Source organism: Streptomyces lasalocidi (assembly GCF_005280215.1).
GTDB lineage: Bacteria > Actinomycetota > Actinomycetes > Streptomycetales > Streptomycetaceae > Streptomyces > Streptomyces longwoodensis.
In genome coordinates this window covers 456,667-476,177 of the sequence record NZ_SZNQ01000003.1, presented here as the reverse complement: position 1 = coordinate 476,177, position 19,511 = coordinate 456,667, and the positions used below count along the sequence as shown (strand labels likewise).

23 protein-coding genes and 1 pseudogene are annotated in these 19,511 nt (G+C 69.1%); 22 read left to right on the top strand and 2 right to left on the bottom strand.

The features are described 5' to 3' along the window. Nucleotide 1 precedes the first annotated feature (1 nt). The 4 genes from E4U91_RS37755 (at nucleotide 2) to E4U91_RS37740 (ending at nucleotide 3,776) form a co-directional block, all read left to right on the top strand. Nucleotides 2–472, top strand: a complete 471-nt coding sequence (locus tag E4U91_RS37755) for a hypothetical protein (protein WP_137311492.1) — start codon at nucleotides 2–4, stop codon at nucleotides 470–472. 161 nt (nucleotides 473–633) lie between these two features. Further along, a complete protein-coding gene (locus tag E4U91_RS37750; RefSeq protein ID WP_137311491.1) occupies nucleotides 634–1,062 on the top strand; it encodes a hypothetical protein in 429 nt (142 codons plus the stop codon). Nucleotides 1,063–1,316: 254 nt separating this feature from the next. After that, a complete protein-coding gene (locus tag E4U91_RS37745; protein WP_137311490.1) occupies nucleotides 1,317–1,823 on the top strand; it encodes a hypothetical protein in 507 nt (168 codons plus the stop codon). Between the two features lie 600 nt (nucleotides 1,824–2,423). After that, nucleotides 2,424–3,776 (top strand): hypothetical protein, encoded by a 1,353-nt coding sequence (locus E4U91_RS37740; protein WP_137311489.1) that lies wholly within the window; start codon nucleotides 2,424–2,426, stop codon nucleotides 3,774–3,776. A 299-nt stretch (nucleotides 3,777–4,075) separates the two neighbouring features. On the opposite strand, the gene E4U91_RS37735 is transcribed toward E4U91_RS37740, so the two are convergent. Continuing rightward, nucleotides 4,076–5,668 (bottom strand): ADP-ribosylglycohydrolase family protein, encoded by a 1,593-nt coding sequence (locus E4U91_RS37735; RefSeq protein WP_241678982.1) that lies wholly within the window; start codon nucleotides 5,666–5,668, stop codon nucleotides 4,076–4,078. Nucleotides 5,669–5,973: 305 nt separating this feature from the next. Between E4U91_RS37735 and E4U91_RS37730 the strand changes: the two are divergent. The 5 genes and pseudogenes from E4U91_RS37730 to E4U91_RS37710 all read left to right on the top strand — a co-directional run. Continuing rightward, nucleotides 5,974–6,426: pseudogene (locus tag E4U91_RS37730) on the top strand (HU family DNA-binding protein); the annotation flags it as partial. 93 nt (nucleotides 6,427–6,519) lie between these two features. Beyond that, nucleotides 6,520–7,341 carry a hypothetical protein gene (locus tag E4U91_RS38380; RefSeq protein ID WP_168218328.1) on the top strand — a complete coding sequence of 274 codons (822 nt, stop codon included), beginning with the start codon at nucleotides 6,520–6,522 and terminating at the stop codon, nucleotides 7,339–7,341. 14 nt (nucleotides 7,342–7,355) lie between these two features. Next, nucleotides 7,356–8,126, top strand: a complete 771-nt coding sequence (locus E4U91_RS37720; RefSeq protein ID WP_174867976.1) for a hypothetical protein — start codon at nucleotides 7,356–7,358, stop codon at nucleotides 8,124–8,126. A 188-nt stretch (nucleotides 8,127–8,314) separates the two neighbouring features. Continuing rightward, a complete protein-coding gene (locus E4U91_RS37715) occupies nucleotides 8,315–8,665 on the top strand; it encodes a hypothetical protein (protein ID WP_137311486.1) in 351 nt (116 codons plus the stop codon). Continuing rightward, nucleotides 8,662–9,267: a hypothetical protein gene (locus tag E4U91_RS37710; protein ID WP_137311485.1), complete on the top strand. Its 606-nt coding sequence runs from the start codon at nucleotides 8,662–8,664 to the stop codon at nucleotides 9,265–9,267. Before E4U91_RS37715 ends, E4U91_RS37710 begins: the two co-directional genes overlap by 4 nt. 15 nt (nucleotides 9,268–9,282) lie before the next feature. Here E4U91_RS37710 and E4U91_RS37705 read toward each other — a convergent pair. Next, nucleotides 9,283–10,079 (bottom strand): IS5 family transposase gene (locus E4U91_RS37705; RefSeq protein ID WP_419249442.1). Its coding sequence is split into 2 segments (ribosomal slippage): nucleotides 9,283–9,782 and nucleotides 9,782–10,079, totalling 798 coding nucleotides; the frame shifts between segments, so codons are not numbered across the junction. Nucleotides 10,080–10,197: 118 nt separating this feature from the next. Here E4U91_RS37705 and E4U91_RS37700 point away from each other — a divergent pair. From E4U91_RS37700 to E4U91_RS37635, 13 genes are all read left to right on the top strand, one after another. After that, nucleotides 10,198–11,184 carry a hypothetical protein gene (locus tag E4U91_RS37700; protein ID WP_137311484.1) on the top strand — a complete coding sequence of 329 codons (987 nt, stop codon included), beginning with the start codon at nucleotides 10,198–10,200 and terminating at the stop codon, nucleotides 11,182–11,184. Continuing rightward, nucleotides 11,181–11,639 carry a hypothetical protein gene (locus tag E4U91_RS37695; protein ID WP_137311483.1) on the top strand — a complete coding sequence of 153 codons (459 nt, stop codon included), beginning with the start codon at nucleotides 11,181–11,183 and terminating at the stop codon, nucleotides 11,637–11,639. The genes E4U91_RS37700 and E4U91_RS37695 overlap by 4 nt, the downstream gene beginning before the upstream one ends. Before the next feature lie 225 nt (nucleotides 11,640–11,864). Further along, entirely contained in the window at nucleotides 11,865–12,422 is a 558-nt protein-coding gene (locus E4U91_RS37690) for a hypothetical protein (protein WP_137311482.1), read from the top strand. A 156-nt stretch (nucleotides 12,423–12,578) separates the two neighbouring features. Continuing rightward, on the top strand, nucleotides 12,579–13,253 hold the full coding sequence (locus E4U91_RS37685) for a GNAT family N-acetyltransferase (RefSeq protein ID WP_137311481.1): 675 nt from the start codon (nucleotides 12,579–12,581) through the stop codon (nucleotides 13,251–13,253). Nucleotides 13,254–13,344: 91 nt separating this feature from the next. Then, nucleotides 13,345–13,578, top strand: a complete 234-nt coding sequence (locus E4U91_RS37680) for a hypothetical protein (RefSeq protein WP_137311480.1) — start codon at nucleotides 13,345–13,347, stop codon at nucleotides 13,576–13,578. A gap of 215 nt (nucleotides 13,579–13,793) precedes the next feature. Further along, entirely contained in the window at nucleotides 13,794–14,261 is a 468-nt protein-coding gene (locus tag E4U91_RS37675) for a hypothetical protein (RefSeq protein ID WP_137311479.1), read from the top strand. A gap of 60 nt (nucleotides 14,262–14,321) precedes the next feature. Next, on the top strand, nucleotides 14,322–14,624 hold the full coding sequence (locus E4U91_RS37670) for a hypothetical protein (RefSeq protein ID WP_137311478.1): 303 nt from the start codon (nucleotides 14,322–14,324) through the stop codon (nucleotides 14,622–14,624). A gap of 135 nt (nucleotides 14,625–14,759) precedes the next feature. Further along, nucleotides 14,760–15,125: a hypothetical protein gene (locus tag E4U91_RS37665; protein WP_137311549.1), complete on the top strand. Its 366-nt coding sequence runs from the start codon at nucleotides 14,760–14,762 to the stop codon at nucleotides 15,123–15,125. Nucleotides 15,126–15,273: 148 nt separating this feature from the next. Further along, nucleotides 15,274–16,293, top strand: coding sequence for an N-6 DNA methylase (locus E4U91_RS39510; protein ID WP_241678981.1), 1,020 nt, complete (start codon nucleotides 15,274–15,276; stop codon nucleotides 16,291–16,293). Between the two features lie 49 nt (nucleotides 16,294–16,342). Continuing rightward, nucleotides 16,343–16,696 carry a hypothetical protein gene (locus tag E4U91_RS37650; RefSeq protein ID WP_137311477.1) on the top strand — a complete coding sequence of 118 codons (354 nt, stop codon included), beginning with the start codon at nucleotides 16,343–16,345 and terminating at the stop codon, nucleotides 16,694–16,696. Between the two features lie 13 nt (nucleotides 16,697–16,709). Further along, on the top strand, nucleotides 16,710–17,453 hold the full coding sequence (locus tag E4U91_RS37645; RefSeq protein ID WP_137311476.1) for a DUF4007 family protein: 744 nt from the start codon (nucleotides 16,710–16,712) through the stop codon (nucleotides 17,451–17,453). Beyond that, entirely contained in the window at nucleotides 17,371–18,342 is a 972-nt protein-coding gene (locus E4U91_RS37640) for a hypothetical protein (RefSeq protein WP_168218302.1), read from the top strand. Before E4U91_RS37645 ends, E4U91_RS37640 begins: the two co-directional genes overlap by 83 nt. An 86-nt stretch (nucleotides 18,343–18,428) precedes the next feature. Then, nucleotides 18,429–19,505: a hypothetical protein gene (locus tag E4U91_RS37635; RefSeq protein WP_137311474.1), complete on the top strand. Its 1,077-nt coding sequence runs from the start codon at nucleotides 18,429–18,431 to the stop codon at nucleotides 19,503–19,505. The last annotated feature ends 6 nt before the right edge of the window (nucleotides 19,506–19,511 follow it).

Below are 19,511 nucleotides of genomic sequence, written 5' to 3'. Positions count from 1 at the left end.
GATGACAGCAACACAGCAGCAGTGGCCCCAGCGCTTCGCGGACCTCGTCGCAGGCAACCACAGTGCGACCGGGGACCCGGTGGATGCCGGCGCGCGACTGGTCGTGTCGAGCCGTGACGGGACGGAGGTCTTCCGCGCCGCTCTCGCCCGCCACCACCGCTTCGAGGACGACGGCGACCATGTCATATGGATCAGGCCTCTGGTCGGTGGCCAGGACGCCGAAGATGGCGGCTACCTGTTCAACCTCAACCTGGCTCGACGGCGATCTCTTTCGGTGGCCAGCGCCTACCTCGTGGACGACGGCGTGGAGATGGAGCTGACCACGGGGCAGAAGGCACGCATCGAGCCGGCCGACGGCCCCGAACTCGAGCAGCTGAACCGCTGGGACGACTTCACCAACCGCCTCACCCCAGAGGAGGATGCCGCACTGGCGCGGCTGGACGCGGACTCCTGGCACGGACGCTATGCGTGAGGAGCGCCGTCGCCAGTGCCAAAGGGCGGCCGCGGGGCGTGCTGGCATGATGTCCCCGCAGCCCGACCGCCGCGAGACGACCACTGGCCGGCCCTGGGATGGAGCCAGCCGACCGGCCGCCCTGGCGGAAGAGCAGGACCCCACTCGAGAGGAGGAAGCACATGACAGATCGAGCACATCCAGTGACCGAACAGCGGCACGCTGAGCTGCGGAGCCCGCTGCCTGAGCACGAGCGCGACCTTCCCGTCGACGTGAGCTGGCTGCGCCAGCGCGCCAAGCTGTTCGCGGCGGTGTCCGAGCGCAACTTTCACCTAGTCACCGATCTCGTGGCTTACGCCTCGATCAGCGGCATGCCCTACCTCTCGCACTATGCCGCCCAGGTGTACCTGGGTCCGAAGACCGCGCGGCTGAAGGTGCCGTTGATGGCCATCAACCTCAAACTGGTGACCACGCGCGAGGAAGCCGATCGCGCCCTGGCGCACGAGACCATGCACCTGGTCGTCCCCTCGTATGGTCACAAGGCGGCCGCCTTCGCCCGAGCCCAGCTCCTGCTTGACCAGGTCGGCCAGCTCACCATCGCGCCGGCATAGGCCGGCCACGACCGCAGCACACAGGCCGGCCCTGCCGCTGTCCCACTCGTACGTCTTCCCTGGGAGCAGCGGCTGGCCAGCCGCCCCTTCCATCATTGCGTTGCTTATTTTGGTTTCAATGAGTATTGTGATTGGTGTCGAGCGGGAGATTCCGCCGTCCGGAGCCGCTATCCGCGGCCTTCGATTCCAGCCCCGGTGTCCGCAAGGCGCGCCAGCGTGCCGATACGGACCCGATCCTTCTTCTCGGAGATCCGATGCCGAGCACTACGAGGACGCCATCCAACTTCATCGAGGCCGCGGCCATCCGGGCCGCGATGAAGCGCGCACGGACCGGACAGGCCAGCCGAATCGGTCCGGACCCGGCCCTCCACGGCCACGACGCCGAGCTGCAGTGGGTGGAGGCGGTACTGCGCCACCGCCTCTCGCTCAACCCCCTTGGCCGCCCGGTCAGCATCCGCACCAAGGACGACGACACCCACCCGCTCGTCGCGGACGGCCAGCACTTCCCCGCGGTGGCGCTGTCCATCCCCTTCGCGGACAGAACACTGAACTTCCTCGCAACCTACGACGACGACCGCCGCCTCACCTTCGACCTGATCGGCCCGTGCGACCGGTGCGGCAAGCCGGTACCCATTGAAGAGATCAACTCCCTGGAAGACCTGGGCGACCACCTCCTCCAGACCCGCGACGGCCTCGGGGGATCCCCCCGCCTCCGCACCTCTCCCGCGCACGCCGACGACTGCCTCGCACGCGGCAACTGACCGCGCTCCCCTCACGCAGGGCGCCCCCGGCTGAATCAGCCGGGGGCGCCCTGCGTGAGGCGACACCTCACCACGCCGGCAGCCGCTCGGCCTGGCGCCCGCAACCCCGAGGAGACAGTGCGACGTCCGCGTCGTCGACGTCGCCCGGTTTCGCCGAGCTCAAGGGCCTCTTGGAGCCCGAGGGCAAGCGCACCTCGCCACGGCCCACCGGCTTGATCGCCAGGCACGGTGACGACGCCCAGTTCGGCGGCCACCACGAGAGCAGCGCGCACCACCAGCGCAGCTGCGCGCGAAGAACGCGCGGGCGGGCCAGAAGTTCACGCTGGCGAACTGAATACTCGCGGGGGTGTCTTCGGGGCTGGGCGCACATGCGCCCAGCCCCGAAGACACCCCCGCCGGCGTGCGACGGCACCACCTCGAGCGCGCGTTGCGTATCGTTCTACCGTGTTGTATTTTGGCGCCTGCCCCTGCGCGATCGGGGCCGGCGCAGTCGTGGAGCCTGCGGTGCCGGCTCCACCTCGAGCTTGACCGACAAGGCCCCCACCCGCGGGACCTCAACCACGGCCTGCGGGTTCACTGCCGGTCCGACAAGGAGTAACGGTGATTCCCGCCGACGCTGATGAACTCGTGACCTCACAGGACATCGCGGAGAAGTACGAGGCCAATGAGGGCAACGTGGCCTACTGGACCACGCTCCCGGGTTTCCCGGAGGGTTGGCCGTCTGGTCCCGGGCGGACCTTGGTCCGCGACGCCGCGTTGGTGGACAAGTGGCTGAAGGAGAACCTCCCGGTCCACTGGGCGAAGGGGCAGGACTCGGACAACCCCTTCGGCCTGCCTGCCGGCAGGCCGAAGGACTTGGTGACGCTGTCTGACATCTGCGCGTGGGAGGGCAAGGCCCTCGGGCGGACGGAGCCGGTGCCGGAAGCCACCCTGCGCGGGTACATCTCCAGGAAGGTCCTGCCCGGCCCGGACCGCACGCCAGGTGACGGAAAGCGGCCTGAGGTCACGGAACGGAAGTGGTTCCGCGAGACGGCCTACAAGTTCGTGAACCGTAAGCGGCGCATGCGCCGGCAGACGACCGCAGTGGAATCGGCAGTCAACGAGCAGGTCCCTGCAGCCGGCAGCGACCTTCCGGGCCGCTCGACCATCGCGCGCACGGAGCACCTGGACCCCCAGGGCATCGCGACCGCGTATAGCGTCAGCGGGCAGACGGCCCGGGGGTGGATCCGCGCTGAGGGGTTCCCTGAGGCCGGCGAGGACGGCTACAGCGCGGCAGAGGTCGACAAGTGGGTGCACGAGAATCGCCGGCGGACCTGGGCTGCGGCCCAACGACGCGCTCAGTTGTCCGGCCACGCGTGGGCCGGCTCGTCGGCAATCGGCGAGGACGCCGGCGCCCAGAAGGAGCTCGCCGACCGGGCGCCGGCAACGCAGCCGGCCGCAGCGGCGCAGGGCGAACAGGCGGAGCTCACTGCGGAGATGATTGGTCCGCGGTACGGCGTCTCCGAGTACACCGGTCTCCAGTGGACCAAGATCAAGGAAAAGCGCGAGGGCGACAGGGTCGTTCGTCAGGCTTTCCCTGCGCCGCGGAGTACACAGCCGCGTACGTATGACCAGCACGAGGTCGACGCATGGGTGGAGAAGCACCGTCCGCATGTCTGGGCGGCCTTCAAGGGAACCGGGCCGGCCCTGGTCCACGATTTGCCCGAAGGGGACCCGCGGGACCTGCTGGACATCTACGACTTCGCCGAGGTGCTGGGCATGACTACCCGCGGCGAGGCCCTCGCGCGCGAGACCATCCGCGCCTACCACGCCCGCGGACAGGTTCCGTTCGCCGACCGAACGGCCGATGACGGCAAGAAGCCTCGGGTCTTCCAGGATCACTGGTATCGCGAGACCGTCTACGGGTTCATCCTCAGCCGCAGGGGGTCCGGCCGCTTCGGTCGCAGGAGCTAAGGAGCCCCGGTGGCCTTGTCCGGCCGACCGGCTGCCGGCCGCTGACCGACCCGTCGGAGCCAGCCCACGGAACGGTGACGGTCGTTGGAAACGAGAGAGCCCGCCGGTCATACGACCGGCGGGCTCTCGGCATCCCTCTGGGGTCTCGCACCTCAGCGTGCGATCTATCGGGTGGTCCCGGGTGTGATGTCCCCCGTGACGACGGAAGCGTCGAGTTCTTCGTCCCCGACGATGACGAAAGCGCGGCCCCCGGGTGGAGGCCGCGCTTCTCACTTCAGCAGTGTGGCGCGTCGTCCGGGTCAGCTGCGCTTGCGGAGGAAGCGGCGAGGGCGGGGCTGCGGCCGGTGGGGCGGCTGCCCGGCCAGCTCGTAGACGGCGTCGTGGAGCTGCGGGTGGGCCAGGAGCGTCCAGTGCTTGTCCAGGGCCGCCCAGACCTCCGTCAGCGCAGTGTGGGGGTCCGTTCCCAGGAGGGTGCTGTACGCCGCAGCCACGGCCGGGGTGCGCGAGCGGCCCGCGACGCAGTGAAGGAAGACCCGCTTGCCTTCCTTGCGGAGCCGGAGCACCTGGCGGGCCGCCTGGTCGAGGGCGTAGTGGAGGTTGGCGTTCTCGCCTTCCCTGTCCACCAGCCAGACGCGAACGTGTTCGACGTCGGTCTGGGAAAAGATCGGCCCCTGTCCGACGCGGCACAGGGAGACGACCGCATCGACCGGCGGTGTGCCAGCGAACTCGGTCATGGGGAGATTGCCGAGCAGGACCCCGGCGTCGGCCGGGTGCTGTGCGACGTAGCCCTTTCCGGCGGAGCCGGGGATCTTGACGCGCGGGGCCGAGGGCCAGCCGTCGCCGTCGTCCATACCCTTGCGGGCGGTCAGGACGGCCAGGCGGACGAGATCGGGGCCGGACATCGTGGGCCAGCCGTTCACCGCTTGCTGCCAGGCGAGCGGGATGGCCGAGACGCCCCAGCGCGCGCCCAGAAGGGCGCCCGCGATCGCAGCCACGGTGTCCGTGTCGTCCCCCGCCCGGACCGCCGCTTCGGTGGCGAGCTGGAGGTGCTGGGCGGGGAACGATCCACGCTCCGGGGCCAGGTCGGGAACGGGCGTGTTGGTGATGGCGGACCATGCGGCCTGGAGGGCGGTGACGACGTACCCGTTGCGGGCCCAGTGGTGAGGCGGGTTGGCCTCGGCCTCGTCCAGCCTCTTGTGCCAGATCTCCTGCCGGTCCTCGGGGAGCAGCGCGATACCGTCACGGACTCCGTCGAATGTGCCTTCCAGCACGGCGGTTCGGATGCCCGCGCACCACAGGATGCACGCTTCGACGCACTCCGGGTCGCTGTGGGTGAGGGAGCTGATCAGGGTGGCGGCCTGAACCATTCCGTCAACGTCGTCCAGGTAGGCGAGGGCGACGATGCCGGTCCGCATCAGCGAGCCGTTGCCCGCACTGAAGCGGGTGCGGGCGGTGTAGGCGTCGGCTTCCGCCGTCATGGCCTGGGCGGGCGTGCCCGTCTTGTGGTTCTTCGCGGCGCGGAGCACGCTGCTGGTCTGGTTCCCGATGTCGCTGGCGCCTCCGTCGCGCCAGCGGTGGAAGTTGCGGGCGATCTGGTCGAGTGCGGTCGGGCTGGTGAGGTCGGCGCCGGTGGACGCGACGGCGGCGATACATACGTGCATCTGGGTGTCGTCGGAGTACTCGCCGGGCTTGTAGGGGCCCAGGCCGCCGCCGATCATAGCGGGCTGCTCGTCGAGGCCCAGTCGGCGGGCGAACTCGTAGGGGACGCCGAGAGCGTCGCCGCACGCGGCGCCGAGGAGAACGCCGGCTGCGCGGTCGATGGCGTGGGCATTGAGCGGGTGGGCCGCCAGGGTCAGGGTGGGGACCGTGGGGTCAACGAGCTTGGCATTCACGGGTGTTCTCCCGAGGTCATGTGCTGCATGCGTGGTCTGAGGAGGGCGGGGCGGGGAGCGCGGCGTCAACTCGCCGTGCGCTCAAACCCGCTGTCGCTACGTCAGAGTGACACGACCGAACTACTTTCGTCAACATGACGATTAACGTTGCGCGTTGCCTGTTCACTGTGTACTTTAGTTGTCGCCGGAGGCGCTCGACCGTCCTGGATGACGCGCCCCGCTTCCCTTCGTCGGCACCGCGACTTCTGGACATCAGCGGCCGCGCGTCCGGCATCGAAGTGCACGCTCACCACAGGAGTTCTGCCATGAACAAGGCCCAGCTCGTCGACGCGATCGCGGACAAGATGGGCGGTCGCCAGCAGGCCGCCGACGCTGTCGACCACGTGCTCGACGCCATCGTTCGCGCTGTCGTCGCCGGAGACCGCGTCTCCGTCACCGGATTCGGCTCGTTCGAGAAGGTCGACCGACCGGCCCGCTACGCCCGCAATCCCCAGACCGGCGAGCGGGTGCGGGTCAAGAAGACCTCCACCCCCCGCTTCCGGGCCGGACAGGGCTTCAAGGACCTCGTCAGCGGTGACAAGAAGCTGCCGAAGAGCGGCGAGGTCTCCGTCAGGAAGGCCCCCAAGGGAAGCCTCACCGGCGCCTCCGCCGTGGCGAAGAAGGCGGCGGCCAAGAAGGCCGCCACGAAGAAGTCGGGAGCGGGGGCCAAGAAGACAGGCCCGGCGAAGAAGGCCGTCAAGGCCACCTCCAAGAAGTCGCTCGTCTGAGCCGCCGTTGCCGGGCCTCCATCCCGGCATTCCCAGCTCGACGGCCGGGCGCTGGCGCGCCCGGCCGGATCGGAGAGACTTCTGATGCACTACCTCGTGATCGACGGCACCCGCGTCGTCTCTGCCCATCGGACTCTGGCCTCTGCCCGTTCAGCGGAGGCGCAGGGACCCGGGCGCAGCACCGAGCCCGGTCCGCTGCTAGGCGGTGAACCGGCCTGGTGGACACGGCAGAACGGCGGTGTGGCGGAGCTCGGCATCCTTCGGACGGACGCGGCCGAGCTCGGCTTCCGCTTCGAACTGCGCGCCTGCCAGGCGCCGGCCGGCTCCTGCCACCACAGGCCCTGCGGCGCCTACGCCACGTGGGCAGTGAGCCGCTGGTACGGGCTCCTCAGCGAGCTCGCCGCCTTCGTACCCCTGTCGTGGATCTGGGTCGGCAAGCGCAGCGACGACCCTCGTGGCGACGCCCAGCAGTTCCTCGCCGAGGGGCGGGTCCTCGTCGACCGCCTGACCGCAGAGATGCGGGAACCCCTGCGGGTCGTCGAGCTTCCGCTGGCGGACACGCGAACCCTGGACGAACGCGCCCAGGCAGCTCACGCCCTTGTCGTACGGTTCCTTGCGGAGCATTTCGGCCCCGCATCCGAACCGGAGCCCGTCGCGGTCCGTCCGGTCCTCCACGGCCACGAACTGCATCTGCGGCTGGACCCGTCCGTCCCGGCGAACCTGCCCATCTGTGGCACCGCCTTGCCGGACCGCGGCGCTGACGCCACCGGCGCCGAGCCGGACGTACACGCCTGTGACCAGTGCTTCGGGCGCGCCCCCATTGTCCCGCCGCCGATTCTCACCACCGCCGAGTACGAGGCGTGGACCAGATACATCGGCCAGCCCGGCTCGCGACCGGCGAATTGAGGAGGAGTCACCTCGTGTCCCAGGCATCAGCCGTCGTCCCTGCCTGCTCGTCCAAGCAGGCGGCGCTTCGCCTGCTCCGGCGCAGGTCCTTCAGCGCCGGGTACCTGGCGCAGGTGATCGACCTTGCCGTGCGTGAGGTGGTACGCAGCCAGTTCGACGAGCCCGACGAGCGCGAAGCGGCCCTGGTCCATCAGCGGCTGACCCGTTACGCCGCGAACGGGCGGCCTGGCTCCGCCGAGCTCGCCCGCGCCATGCTGGACGTCAGGCACGCCCTGGACTTGGTGCGGAACGGGCACTACCGGGCCTCCGCCGTTCCCGAGAGCGGGCTCGACACGGTCGTCTCCGCGGAGCAGCTGCTCGAGCTGGTCGCCGAAGTCGGCCGGGATCGTGTGCGTGCGGCGCAGGGGGGAGCCCTGGTCATCCTCGCGGAGGACGAGGGAGCTAGCACCGTCTACCGTCCGGTGTCCGCCGTACAGGCGAAGGCTCTGCGGCAGGCGGCACGCAGCGCGAAGGAGGAGGCGATCCGCCTTCATGAGGGTGCAGTTGAGGTGCTGAGCCCGCACGTGCGCATGGCTGACTGGAGCAAGGACGACGGGTACGGAGTCGCCGTCGACGTGGTGCGTGACGGAGTGTCGGTGCAGTGGTGGCCGGCGGCAGTGCCCGAGTCCCTGGCGCTGTGGGAGCAGGGAGGAATCCGGCAGCTCTGTGTGGCGCTGCTGGCAGCCCGGTTCACTGTGTCCGAAGGGGATGAGCGGACACCCCACGTCGTGATGTTGCGTATTTAGATTTCCTGGTGTACTGTACTTATGTCTGGTTGTTCGGCCGCTCTCTCCTCCCCCACAGCCCCTACGCCCGCCCGCGTCGGCGCCGTGAGGGCGGCCGCCAGGCCACTGCACCGCTGCGTGGCGAACCCCGCAGCCCTCCATCTCACCGCCCCGGGCCGCCGAAGCCCGCCACGAACTGGGAGACCGTCATGGGCCCGAGCACCCCTCAACCGCGCCGGACACTGCCCCACGACTCGCTCAGGGAACTGGCGCCCGGCGCCGAGCTCGTCAAGATCCGCGCCAACCCGCACACCTGGAGCCAGGCCGTGCTCCTCGCCGCGTACACGTGGCCGCAGTATGAGGGCGACCGCCTGGTCCCCCTCGACCACGGCAGCTACCCGGACGACTCGCACAACACCGCTCTGACGATCGGCGAGTTCCTCAGCCGGTACCGGCAGCTCCCCGTCGTCCGCCAGCTCCAGGCCAGCGACGCCGCCTACACCTTCCTGGTCGAGCTCGCCCGCCCCTCCTGGGAGCTCTCCAGCGGTGATTCCCAGTGAGCGCCCCGGCGATCCCCGCGGCGTGCGCGCACCGTCCCAGGCACGGCGGCCTGGTCGTCCCGTACGTCTCGTTCGAGCACAACGGTCTGCCGGTCTTCGGCGGGCTCGACGCGGGCAAACGCACCCGAGCCTTCGAGAACGGCCTGTGCCAGATCTGCGAACGGCCGCTGGAGCGGTGGTTGCACGTGCTGGTCCGCCCCCAGGACATGGGCATCGGGTACGTGCCGGAACCGGGACTCCACCCGCCCTGCCTGATGTATTCGGAGAAGGCGTGCCCGATGCTCAACGGCACCAGAGCCACCTACCGTTCGGGCGGCGTCATCTCCCGGCATCCGGCGGGCCGTCCGTGCGACGACCCGGCCTGTTCCTGCCCCGCGACGGCACCCACCGCGGAATCCCTGGTGCGCGCCGGGCGCAAGGCCGACGACTGGGACGCCTGGATGCTCTCAGCAGACCAGTATGAGCTGCACCGTGACGGCCACAGCGCGGCCGTGGGCATCCGGCTCCCTTCCGACCCGAAGCGCATCCGCCGCGTGCGGGTCTCCCCCGAGCGCAAGCGCGCCCTCGCCCTGGTCGCGGCGCTCCTTGATCTGGGCGCCTAGGCAGCGTCTTGTCGATCACGTCTGGAGCCAGATGAGTGTGCTGGCCAGGGTGATGGCGGCGAGGTAGCGGCCGGGCTGTTTCTCGTAGCGGGTGGCGATGCCGCGCCACTGCTTGAGGCGGTGGAAGCAGCGCTCAACGACGTTGCGGCGCCGGTAGACGGCTCGGTCGAAGCCACAGGGCCGTTCGCGGCGACGGCGTCGGCCCGCGAGCTGGTCGACGCGTTCGGGGATGGTCGCTTTGATGCCGCGTCTGCGCAGGTAGGCGCGGAAGGTCCGGGCCGAGTAGCCCTTGTCGGCAACCACCCGCTCCGGGCGGACGCGAGGCCGTCCCGGCCCGGGCCGGGTGACGCGGATCTTGTCGATGACCGTCTCGGCCTGGGTGCAGTCGTTGCGGGTGCCGGCTGTGACCGTGAACGCCAGGGGGCGGCCCCGCCCGTCGCAGGCCAGGTGGATCTTGGTGGTCAGCCCGCCTCGGGAGCGTCCGAGGCCGCGTTCCTCGAGCCCCCTTTGGCCGCGGTGTGCTGATGGGCCCGCACGATCGTGGAGTCCAGCGCGACCAGCCAGTCCACCTCCGCCCGCTGCCGGGCCGCGGCCAGAAGCCGGTCGAAGGTTCCGTCGGCAGCCCAGCGGGCGAAACGTCCGTGCACGGTCTGCCAGGGCCCGAACCGCTCCGGCAGATCCCTCCAGGGCACCCCGGTACGGAACTTGAACACAATGCCCTCCAGCACCTGGCGGTGATCCCGCCACCTGCCCCGGGCACGACCCGCAGGCGGCAACAACGGCTCGATCACCGCCCACGCGGCGTCAGTCATCTCCCCATCCCTCACGACCAGCCCAACGATCGGATGATCGGAAAGACACCCCCTAGCCCTTCTCCCCTTCCACGCCTGGCGGGCCACCCATGTCCGCCACGTTCTGCCACCGATGAGGATGACCGTGCTCGCTGAACGCTTCCGCCCCTCCGACATCGAGAGTCTGGTGCGCATCGCAGGCGCCCTGGCCCCCTCACTGGCCGCCGCCGAACTGCCCCCGCAGTACCGTGATCTCGCCCAGCGCGCTCACGCCGAGATCGTCGCCGAGGCAGCCGGCGGCCGGTCCCCGGCCGTCTCCGCCATCCTGGGGCCTCGCCCGGGGCAGCAGGTCTGGATGCTGCGCATCTGGACCCGCCACGAGGACACCACGGCTCCCTACGCCACGGAACGCGCTGCCCTCGCGGAGCTCGCCACGCACGTGCGCGGCAGCTGGGCCAACGTGGGCGGCCAGGGCGACGTGCCCGACGAGCCCCCGGCCGACGACGCCGAAGCGGTCGATCTCTACTACGGTCCCGACGGCGACGCGGTGCCCGATCAGGGCTTCGAGCTGTACTGCGAGGAGATCGGGCGGGCGCAGCGCTCTCGGATTGCTCCCCTGAACTTCGTCTTTCCCGACGCCGTGACGGCCGAGGGCCTCAACCGCGCCGCGGTCTTCTACCCCGCCGATGACCAGGGACCGTCGTGCATCGAGGTGGCCGGCGTGCTCGTCTTCGGCTACCTGGACGCCGAGGACGGCGTCGTGCGGGTGTCGGTCCACCTCGACAGCGCCGACCCCGAGCACGTCGTCCGGCCGGATGGGACCGTGCCGCTGCGCGTCGTCGTCGAGGACACGGTCATCCTCGACGACAGCAACCACCACGCCCCGCATCCCCCCGTACTGGAGCAGCTCCTGGCCGCTGCCGACCCGGAGCAGCGGGCCGTGATCTCCTCAGTGGCGGTCTCGGCGGGGCTGATGTGGAGCTGCCCGAGCTGCCGGTGGTACAACCCCCGGGCGACGGAGCAGTGCGAGCGCCCCGGCTGCGGGCGCAAGGTCAAGGCAGCGATCAGCCCGCGGGCCGCAGCGCTCGACCCGGCACCGGTCCGCGCGCTGGAGGGCCCGCGATGACCAGCAACGCCTACCCGCCGGCGCCCAAGCATCTCCGCGCCGCGTGCGCACATCCCTCGGGGCACCTCGCATCGCACGGCAGCCGTACGACGCTCCAGGTCTACCTGGACGACGGCCTGGTTTACCGCAACGACGGGGACGGCTACCGGCTGCCGCCGGAGAAGGCGCAGGCGCAGGGCGTCGGACCGTACGTCATCACCGGCGCCGGCCGGCGGTCGATCCTGAACGACTCCCAGCTGGCCGCCCTCGACTCCGCCGACGAGGACGGCGCGCTGAGGGACGTCACCTGGCCCACCGCCGCCTCCCTCGCCCGCCTCGCCCTCGTCGAGTACCGCGACGCCGACGGCGTCCCCCAGCCCACTGACGGCGACGACGGCCGCACCGGCCCGAAGCACCGGCCCTACCTCACTCCCACAGGCCTCGACGCCGCACGCGCCGCGAAGCCGCAGCCCTGACCCTCCTGTCCTCCGGCGGGTGCGACCCTTCCCAGCCGCACCCGCCCCTCCCGTGCGGACCTCGCACGGCGCGGCGGGGACATCACTACTTGAGATGTTGCGTATTGGAGTTCTAGTGTGTAATGTCATTCTCAGTTCGGGCCAACGCCTTGCCACACCAACCCACTTGACGAGCGCCGCTCCGAGCGTTGCGCCCGTCTCAGCACATCCGGGGGACTGATACAGATGAAGCGGAACAAGCCGCTCATAAAGCGCCGCAAGGCCGGGACGCAGTACCGGCGGCGGAGGCTGCATCCGTGGGGAAAGCACGCCTCCTCGTACTGGGCGCTGGCCGTACCCCAAGCGTTCACCGGGAACGGCCGGACCGTCCTCGACATGACCGGAGCGGTGCCCTCGGGCGCGGACGAGTCCAGGCCCGACAACCCGCGCTACGGCTCCGTGCTGCGCTGGCGGCTCGACCGCGGCGGCCAGACGCAGTTCGTTTACGGCATCCAGGTATGGGGGCGGTACCGGAGCGAGAGCCCGTCGGCTTACGGCAAGCGCATCTCGGGCGCGTTCCGCCGGTCCCTCCCCACTTCGACGGACGTCTACCACGTGTTCGTCGCGGAGCGGCCGGGTTGCCCACGAGGAACGCGGTGCCCGCTCACGCGGCACTGGTACACGGCCATCGAGGCCGACCTGTCGACACACCAGCCGGATCGGTGCCCGATGGGCGTCCTGAACGACGGCCCGCCCTGGCGCCTGATCGGCCGGACAGTCCCTGACGGCCGCCACATCTACTGACGTCCCTCGCACAGCACTCCGGGCCGCCCGGGCAGCTCTCAGCTCCGGTCGGCCCGGCCTCAGAGCCCGAACCGCCGTTGAGGCCCCTCCGGCAACCCTCCCTTCCGCCAACCCCAGAGGCGACGCACTGCGCCTCATACCGCCCCAGGAGTCCCTATGGGTAGCACCCGCACACGTCCGCCCGGCATCACCCTCCGCGACGCGGCGCCCACCGACGCGGACGCCGTCATGCGGCTCCTCGCCGACGTGAACCCCGACGATCCCGACGCGTTCGAGGACGTACGGCCGAACCTGTCCCTGCCGCAGGAAGGGCCCCTCTCCCACTTCCGGGCCCTGATGATCGTGGCCGAAAACGATGAAGGCGAGACGCTCGGCGTCCTCATCGGAGGCGTTCCGCTGTGGCTCTTCGACCATCCCGGCATCGACGTGCCGCTGGCGCACCTTCTGGCGGAACGGATCGCGATCGTCACCGCGGTTGCGGTGGACCCCGGGCAGCGCGGGCGAGGCATCGGGGCCGAACTCATTCGGCATTCCGTACGCCGCTTCACGCGCGCCGGTTACGGACTGCTGACCCTCAACTGCTTCCCGGAGCTGGAGAGTTACTACGAAGGTCTCGGTTTCTCCATCATGAACGGCCTGAACGTTGCCCTCGGCCCCCTGAACGCGGTCGGGCACCGATGGGGCGATACCCGGGTGGCCGCCCGGCTCCTGGACCGATACACGACCCTCGTCGACGTCCCAGGCCTTACCTCCCCGGTCGTCTCGGGCATCCTTCCCAACACCCGGATGCAGCGTGGCGCGTACTTCGACGGGGAGCAATTCCGCGCCTGAGCCGATCACTGCCCGGGTGTCTGGCCTCCCGGGCGACAGAACTCACCACGAATGCAGGTATCGGCCGGCATCCAGAACCAAGGAGGAACTGATGCCGGTTGTCGACGGCAAGAGCCCGAGCCCGTGGGTCCGATGGGCGCTGCGATGGGGCGCGCCGAGCGCAGTCGTCGCCCTGGTCAGCGTGTGGGTACTGGACCCCGCCAGTCTTGTCGGCGCGGTCATTGCGGCCGGGGTGGCACTGACGGCGCTCCTGGTCTTCGTCGGCACGATGCCCCGCCGGCAGCCACCGACCCAGCAGCGGGCGCGCAGGGACGCCGGCACGTAGAAGGCTCCAGCGAGGCGGCCGGTGCGCCCTTACCCGAGAGCTCGGATGGCGGGCCCAGATACGTGATCCGGCTCGCCCCCGAGGGCGGGCCGAGAAGCGCTCACAACTACCCGCGATGTTGCATACTCGTCTTTCAGTGTGTAGATTGATTGCATCGCTGGCGGACCTCCAAGTCCACGCCGCACAAAACCCCTTTACTGCTCTGGAGTCCTCCCATGCTTGCTGTCGCCCACGAGGCAGAGGTAGACGCCGCCCTTCTCGCCTACCGGAGGGGATGGGCCGACGCCTGGCTGACCCTGGTGGACGTCACCACCGACTTGATGCACCTGGCCAGTCACATGCGCGCCGACATCGAACGCTGCCTCGACGGCGACGCGAAGGCGCGACTCGACGAACGGCCCCTGGCCGCCATGCCGAACCTCGACCCGTCCGTGGCGCCGATCTACAACACGGACGATTCGGCCGCCGAAGACCACCTCTTCGACGTGTACGTGCACGCCGGCGACGCCGCTGCCGCCCTCCGCGTGCACATGGCAGAGGACCCCCACCCCACCTTCTCGAAGGCGCTGCACGTGCTGCTCAACGAACTGCGCGCCTACGCCCAGAACCTCGGCTTCGACTTCGACGAGGTCATGCGCGCGGCATCGCAGGCACACCGGGTCGACCAGCGCAAGGCCAGGTAGCCGGACGCCGCCCCGGTGCCGCCGCCCCCACGAACGATCCCTCCTGGAAGGACCTTGACCATGACCACGCCCCTGCTCCCCGCCCCGGCTCGATCGGGCCGCGGCTCGATACGCATGCACCTCGACCGCGGGGAACACCCCGCGACTCGGGTGCCGCTCCTCGGCGCCGATCTCGACAACCCGCCCGCCGTCTGCGGAGGCTGCGCCAACACCGTGTTGAAGCGGCTCGATGACGGTCGAGAGCGTCTCAAGTGCGGGCTTCTGCCTCGCGGAAGCCGCGGACTGCGCGGCCCGGATCTGCGCGAGTCCATGCCCGCGTGCGTGAAGTACGCCGCGGCGTCCGCCGCACCGCGGAACACCTGATCTTCCTGACCACGCGCCCGGGCCCCCTCCGCCGGAACCCACGACGGTCCCGTACACCAAAAGGCGGCGGACCCCGGGCGCGCGGTCAGGATCCCCCTCCACCACCCGCACCCGCCTCACCCCGGAGACGTGATCATGCTGCCCGGCCTCGCCCAGCACATCGACTTCCAGGCCGCCCACAACGACTACACCCGCGGGTTCCTCGTGGTGAGCAAGGCCGACCGCACCACCGCGTACGGGTACGTGTGGGAACACGCCCTCCCGGACGGCACCACCACGTGGGTCGCCCAGCCGGACACGGCCAACGACGCTTCGCGCATCCCCGGGTTCCAGTCCCGGGAGTGGGCCGGGGAGTTCCTGTACGAGCGCGAGTGGCCCAAGTTCGTCCGTCGCGGGAACGACAAGGGCGACGCCCTCCCGCAGCCGGGATGCGCCAAAAGCGCGCCGTGTGGGACGTGCTCCCTGTGCGAGCCCGAGCTGGCCCGCCGCGGAGTCCTCTGAACAAGCCGGCTGACGCCCCTACGCCATCCATCAGCACAACGTGCAGGTTCCGGGGCTGCGGACGACGCCTTCCCGCTCGCGGCCCCGGCACCGGCTTCCTGTTCCTGACCACAACACACCACCCACCCACCCATGCCCTGGAACCCTCATGCCCGCTGCTGATTCCACCGCCGCCCACGTGACCGAGGCCGTTGACCAGGTGCTCACCCACAGGGCTCGGAACTGCACCGACCCGAGCTGCGCCCGGCACGCCGGTACGACCGACTGTCCTCCGATCACCGTCAGTTGTAGCGCCGGCTCCGTCCTCGGCGAAGCGGTCGCCGAAGCCTGGCACGCCGCCGGCGGCAGCCGCCTCGACATCCCCGCAGGGGTCGTCGCGGCCCTCGCCCTGTGGCCCCAGAAGTCCCCCGGTGCGGCGGCCGCCGACACGATCGCCGCGTACATCGCCGCGCAGCCCCCGCGCGTCCTGGTCCGCGGCCTGGCCGATAGCGCCAACTACTACTACGGCCTCCGCCCCGACCTTTGGGCCACCGCCCGCCCGCTGTTCGACTGGACCAGGGAGGACCTGCACGACACCCACCTCGCGGGCGTGCGTGCTGTGGCCCTTGCCGCGCTGCGCCACGGAGTCCTCCGGCACACGGGAGACACCGACCCCGCCGAGCGGTCCAGGATCGACCTGATGTCCTGGGTCATCACAGCCCTACGCCACCATCACTCCCGGCGCAGCCTCGGCGAGTACCACACTCCGCCCGACATCAGCGATCTGATCGCCGCGATGCTGGCCGACGAAGGCGGCACAGGAAAGCGACGCCACCACCGCGGTGAGTGGGCGCTCGAGCCGGCCGCCGGAACCGGAGGGCTCTTCCGCTCCGCGGCGCAGGACCTGCGTCGCGACGGCGAGGACCCGGCAGAGCGCGGCTGGGTCATGCTCGAACTCGACCCCCTGGCCGCCGCTGGAGCCGCCGTCAACACCCTCGTGTGGGAACTGGGCCCCCGCGCGGTCATCGGATGCGGAGACGTCCTCGCACAGCCCGACCTGGCCGAGGAAACCCTTGCCCGGCAGCGTGACATGGCGCGCCACCGCGACGACGTCATGAAACTGATCGGCTTCGTCATCGCCACTCGCACCACCGAGCAGCTGCTGGACGCCCTCATGTCCAGTAGGTAGCTGCCCCGCCCCGGCCCACGCCTCGTGGGCCGGGCCCGAAGGAGGAACCGTGGCACGAGCCCACGACCACAGCGATAGCCAGGCCGTAGCCCGGGCGCTGCGCGCCGTCATGCCGGCACCCAGCCGTACCAGCGTGTATGTGCTGACCTGCGGATGTCCCGACGCCGAGGGACTGTTGTCCTGGTACATCGACGCCGAGACCCGGTCCTACGAACTCGACCTCTGCCGCGCCGCGGCCGGTCCGAGCCAGGTTCGACTGACCAGCCGGCCGCTTATCGGCGACGGCACCGTCTGGAGCGAGGACCTCCTCGTTCCAGACACCCCGGCCGACTGGGCGCACTCCCTCGCACGTCTCGTCGCCCGGCTCACCCTTTCCGACCGCAGCCCCCTCTCACTCGACTGAGCAAAGGACTACCGTGTCGAACCGCACTCCCCTGACCGGCTGCCTGCCCGGCTTCGGCCGGCTCCGTGGCTACCCACCGCGCTACGGGTGGCTCCGCAAGGTCTACGACGCCCTGCGCCAGGACCCGACCGCCCTGCGCCGCCCCGACGCGACCGTCGTGCTGGGCGTCGGCAAGAGCATGGTCCCGTCCATGGCCTTTTGGTCCCAGGCCTTCGGCTTGGCCGCCCGCAACGGCCAGGACCTGGTGCCGACGAACCGCGCCCACTGGCTCCTGGACGAGGCAACCGGGGCCGACCCCTACCTCGAACTCGACTCCAGTCTCTGGCTGTTGCACTGGTGGTTGGTGAGCTCCGAGCCGTGTCACGTGCCCGCCTGGCGGTATCTCTTCGGGTACTCCCCGTTCAGCCGGTCCAGCCGCGCGGAGCTGCAGGGGCGCTTGGCGGCCGCCGCCGACGCGGTCGGCCACAGGACCCCGGCCGCGTCGGTTCTCGCGTCGGACATCGCCTGCCTGGTGAGCATGTACGCGCCCGGCAACCCCACCGCCGCGAACATCGAGGACGAGCTCTCCAACCCGTTCCGCACCCTCCACCTGCTCGGCCCCGAGCCGCCCGCCGACCGCAGCCACCTCGTGGCCCTGCGCCGCATGGCCGGCCGCCACTGCCATGATCTCTCGCATGACGGAACAGTGGACATCCGCGCTCAGTTTCTCCAGCTTCGCTGCCCCTCGGAGGGCCGATGGCACGCCAGCAACTTCTGACCCGCGCCGTGATGTTGAAGAGATCGCGATGCGCTGGCAGAGCCACAGCAGCCGGGGAGGAGCTGCGGGATGGGCATCGCTGCACTCCCTGGAAGCCGCAGGAGTGCAGGGACGCGGCATCCTGATCAACCGGGTGGTGGAGATACACGGCCTTGCTGGCAGCATCGGCGAGCAGTTGACACTTGCTTGGGCCGCCGAACAAGACGCCCAGCGTTTCCAGGACCCTGAAATCGAACGCCATCCGGGCCACCTTGAGGAGATACAGACAGTCCAGCGCATGGCAGTGAGAGCCTTGTGCGAAATGAGCACCCACTTTCTGCTGGGAGCCGCGCACAGTCTTGCCAACCTCGTGCTGCGCGTTACGCTATGCAATTCCCTGGCGGCTGACGTAGTCAACGCACCAAAGAAGAATCGCAAGGCTCAAGGCTTCGAGCCGGGAACAGATATTCCATTCGCATGGCCTACCTTCTCTTCATCCCCTGAGGTAGAACTATGGGCGCAAGTAATACCTGACGCTGCTGAAGCGAGCGGCATCGATGGAATTAGAAAGCTTGTCTCCCGCCTGCGGTTGCTCCAGCAAGACCATCGATTCCGGGCGCTTGACGAACGTCGTGGTTTGGATTATCACCGGCGACGCCCCCAATCGGTCAAGCACACATCGCCCCGCACCGGCATCTGGTCCTACGACCAGGAGAAGAAACTATCGACCACTAGAATGGTGGCCTCTGCCGAGGACGCCCAGCGAGACGAAGTCCTCATCCACCAGATCTGTGTTGACGCCTTGACTTGTATCACCGAAGCCGTGGTCGACATCGAACCGCTGATCGCTGAGAGCCTTGCGGCCTGCCACCTGGTATGGCGGCTGGATGAGCCTCGTGCGATCCAGTGAGCATCACCCATGGGGCTAGCGCGCCGGGGCCCTTCTGAAACCTCAAAGTAGTGGAACGCGGTCCGATCTCTCATAGACAATGAGACATGCAGATTCGCCTTCCAGGAACCGACGAAGAACTGCCGGCCCCGGAGACCCCCGAGCAGCAAGAGCTGCTCCAGACCGTATGGAACGCCTTCGCGTCAACCTCAGAGTGGCCTACCTTCGACTGGGTAGACCGGAAGCTCGACCGTGAAGGGATCGACACTGTTGCGGCGCTCGCCCAGCTTCCCGACGGGTTGATGCGTGGCCTGCCCGACCCGAGCCGACCCATTCCCCAGGATGACTCGATCCTGGCATTGACAATCGCTGGCGCGGCGCGGTGCAACGGATCCTCAGACGTGGTGCTACTCTTCCTCGCCCTCATGCGCGTCCTTGCCAAGACCGAACAAAATTGGCAGGCAGGGCCAGGTGGAGAAAAACCGAACCTTTCTGAGCACACTGCTATCCGCCGTCTTAATCTAATGCCTATCCAGGAGCATACGACGTTGCTCCTGCAGGCGCGCACGCTTGCGCAGTTCGAACCCGGCGTCGAGGGTCATCACATTGCCAATGATGGCCGCGCGTGGACGCTCAAAATCGGACGGTCCATTCGCTCGTTCCGCGAAGTTAGCGACATCGGCGCGTACTGGCGCACGCGCGAGGCTCTGAGATCTCCAAACCCTGTCTCCCCGGCGAACCGCGGCGGCGGGTCGCCTGAGGTGCTGCATGTTGCGCTGAGTGGATCGCCGTATATTAGTGATGAACTCATCGCGGCTTTGGAAACCACGACCACGAAGTACAAGCTCGACAAACTCAGTGCTCTTGCTCGTGAGCTCAATGAGAACTACAGCGCTGGGCACCCGTATGCCAGTCAGATGCTCTTGCGAGCAATCCTGGACCATGTGCCACCTGCCTTCGGACAGAAGACGTTCGACAATGTAGTGGCTAACGTTTCATGGGGTCGTACAGACAAGGCCCATGTGAAGAAATTGCGAGATACTCGCGCCTCTGCTGATGACGTGCTTCACCGTCAGATCCGTCAGTCGCCGAGTCACTTCAACATGCATGACATGCCGCCTCGTGCGGCAATCAATGCCCTTCTCCAAGCGCTGATAGATCGCCTTTCAGGTGTCGAGCAGTGATTACAG

Excerpts from the sequence above, each read along its gene's own strand:
- E4U91_RS37755 (WP_137311492.1), top strand. The coding sequence starts at position 2 with ATGACAGCAACACAGCAGCAGTGGCCCCAGCGCTTCGCGGACCTCGTC.
- E4U91_RS37750 (WP_137311491.1), top strand. The coding sequence starts at position 634 with ATGACAGATCGAGCACATCCAGTGACCGAACAGCGGCACGCTGAGCTG.
- E4U91_RS37745 (WP_137311490.1), top strand. The coding sequence starts at position 1,317 with ATGCCGAGCACTACGAGGACGCCATCCAACTTCATCGAGGCCGCGGCC.
- E4U91_RS38380 (WP_168218328.1), top strand. The coding sequence starts at position 6,520 with ATGCACTACCTCGTGATCGACGGCACCCGCGTCGTCTCTGCCCATCGG.
- E4U91_RS37715 (WP_137311486.1), top strand. The coding sequence starts at position 8,315 with ATGGGCCCGAGCACCCCTCAACCGCGCCGGACACTGCCCCACGACTCG.
- E4U91_RS37700 (WP_137311484.1), top strand. The coding sequence starts at position 10,198 with ATGACCGTGCTCGCTGAACGCTTCCGCCCCTCCGACATCGAGAGTCTG.
- E4U91_RS37695 (WP_137311483.1), top strand. The coding sequence starts at position 11,181 with ATGACCAGCAACGCCTACCCGCCGGCGCCCAAGCATCTCCGCGCCGCG.
- E4U91_RS37690 (WP_137311482.1), top strand. The coding sequence starts at position 11,865 with ATGAAGCGGAACAAGCCGCTCATAAAGCGCCGCAAGGCCGGGACGCAG.
- E4U91_RS37685 (WP_137311481.1), top strand. The coding sequence starts at position 12,579 with ATGGGTAGCACCCGCACACGTCCGCCCGGCATCACCCTCCGCGACGCG.
- E4U91_RS37680 (WP_137311480.1), top strand. The coding sequence starts at position 13,345 with ATGCCGGTTGTCGACGGCAAGAGCCCGAGCCCGTGGGTCCGATGGGCG.
- E4U91_RS37675 (WP_137311479.1), top strand. The coding sequence starts at position 13,794 with ATGCTTGCTGTCGCCCACGAGGCAGAGGTAGACGCCGCCCTTCTCGCC.
- E4U91_RS37670 (WP_137311478.1), top strand. The coding sequence starts at position 14,322 with ATGACCACGCCCCTGCTCCCCGCCCCGGCTCGATCGGGCCGCGGCTCG.
- E4U91_RS37665 (WP_137311549.1), top strand. The coding sequence starts at position 14,760 with ATGCTGCCCGGCCTCGCCCAGCACATCGACTTCCAGGCCGCCCACAAC.
- E4U91_RS39510 (WP_241678981.1), top strand. The coding sequence starts at position 15,274 with ATGCCCGCTGCTGATTCCACCGCCGCCCACGTGACCGAGGCCGTTGAC.
- E4U91_RS37640 (WP_168218302.1), top strand. The coding sequence starts at position 17,371 with ATGACGGAACAGTGGACATCCGCGCTCAGTTTCTCCAGCTTCGCTGCC.
- E4U91_RS37635 (WP_137311474.1), top strand. The coding sequence starts at position 18,429 with ATGCAGATTCGCCTTCCAGGAACCGACGAAGAACTGCCGGCCCCGGAG.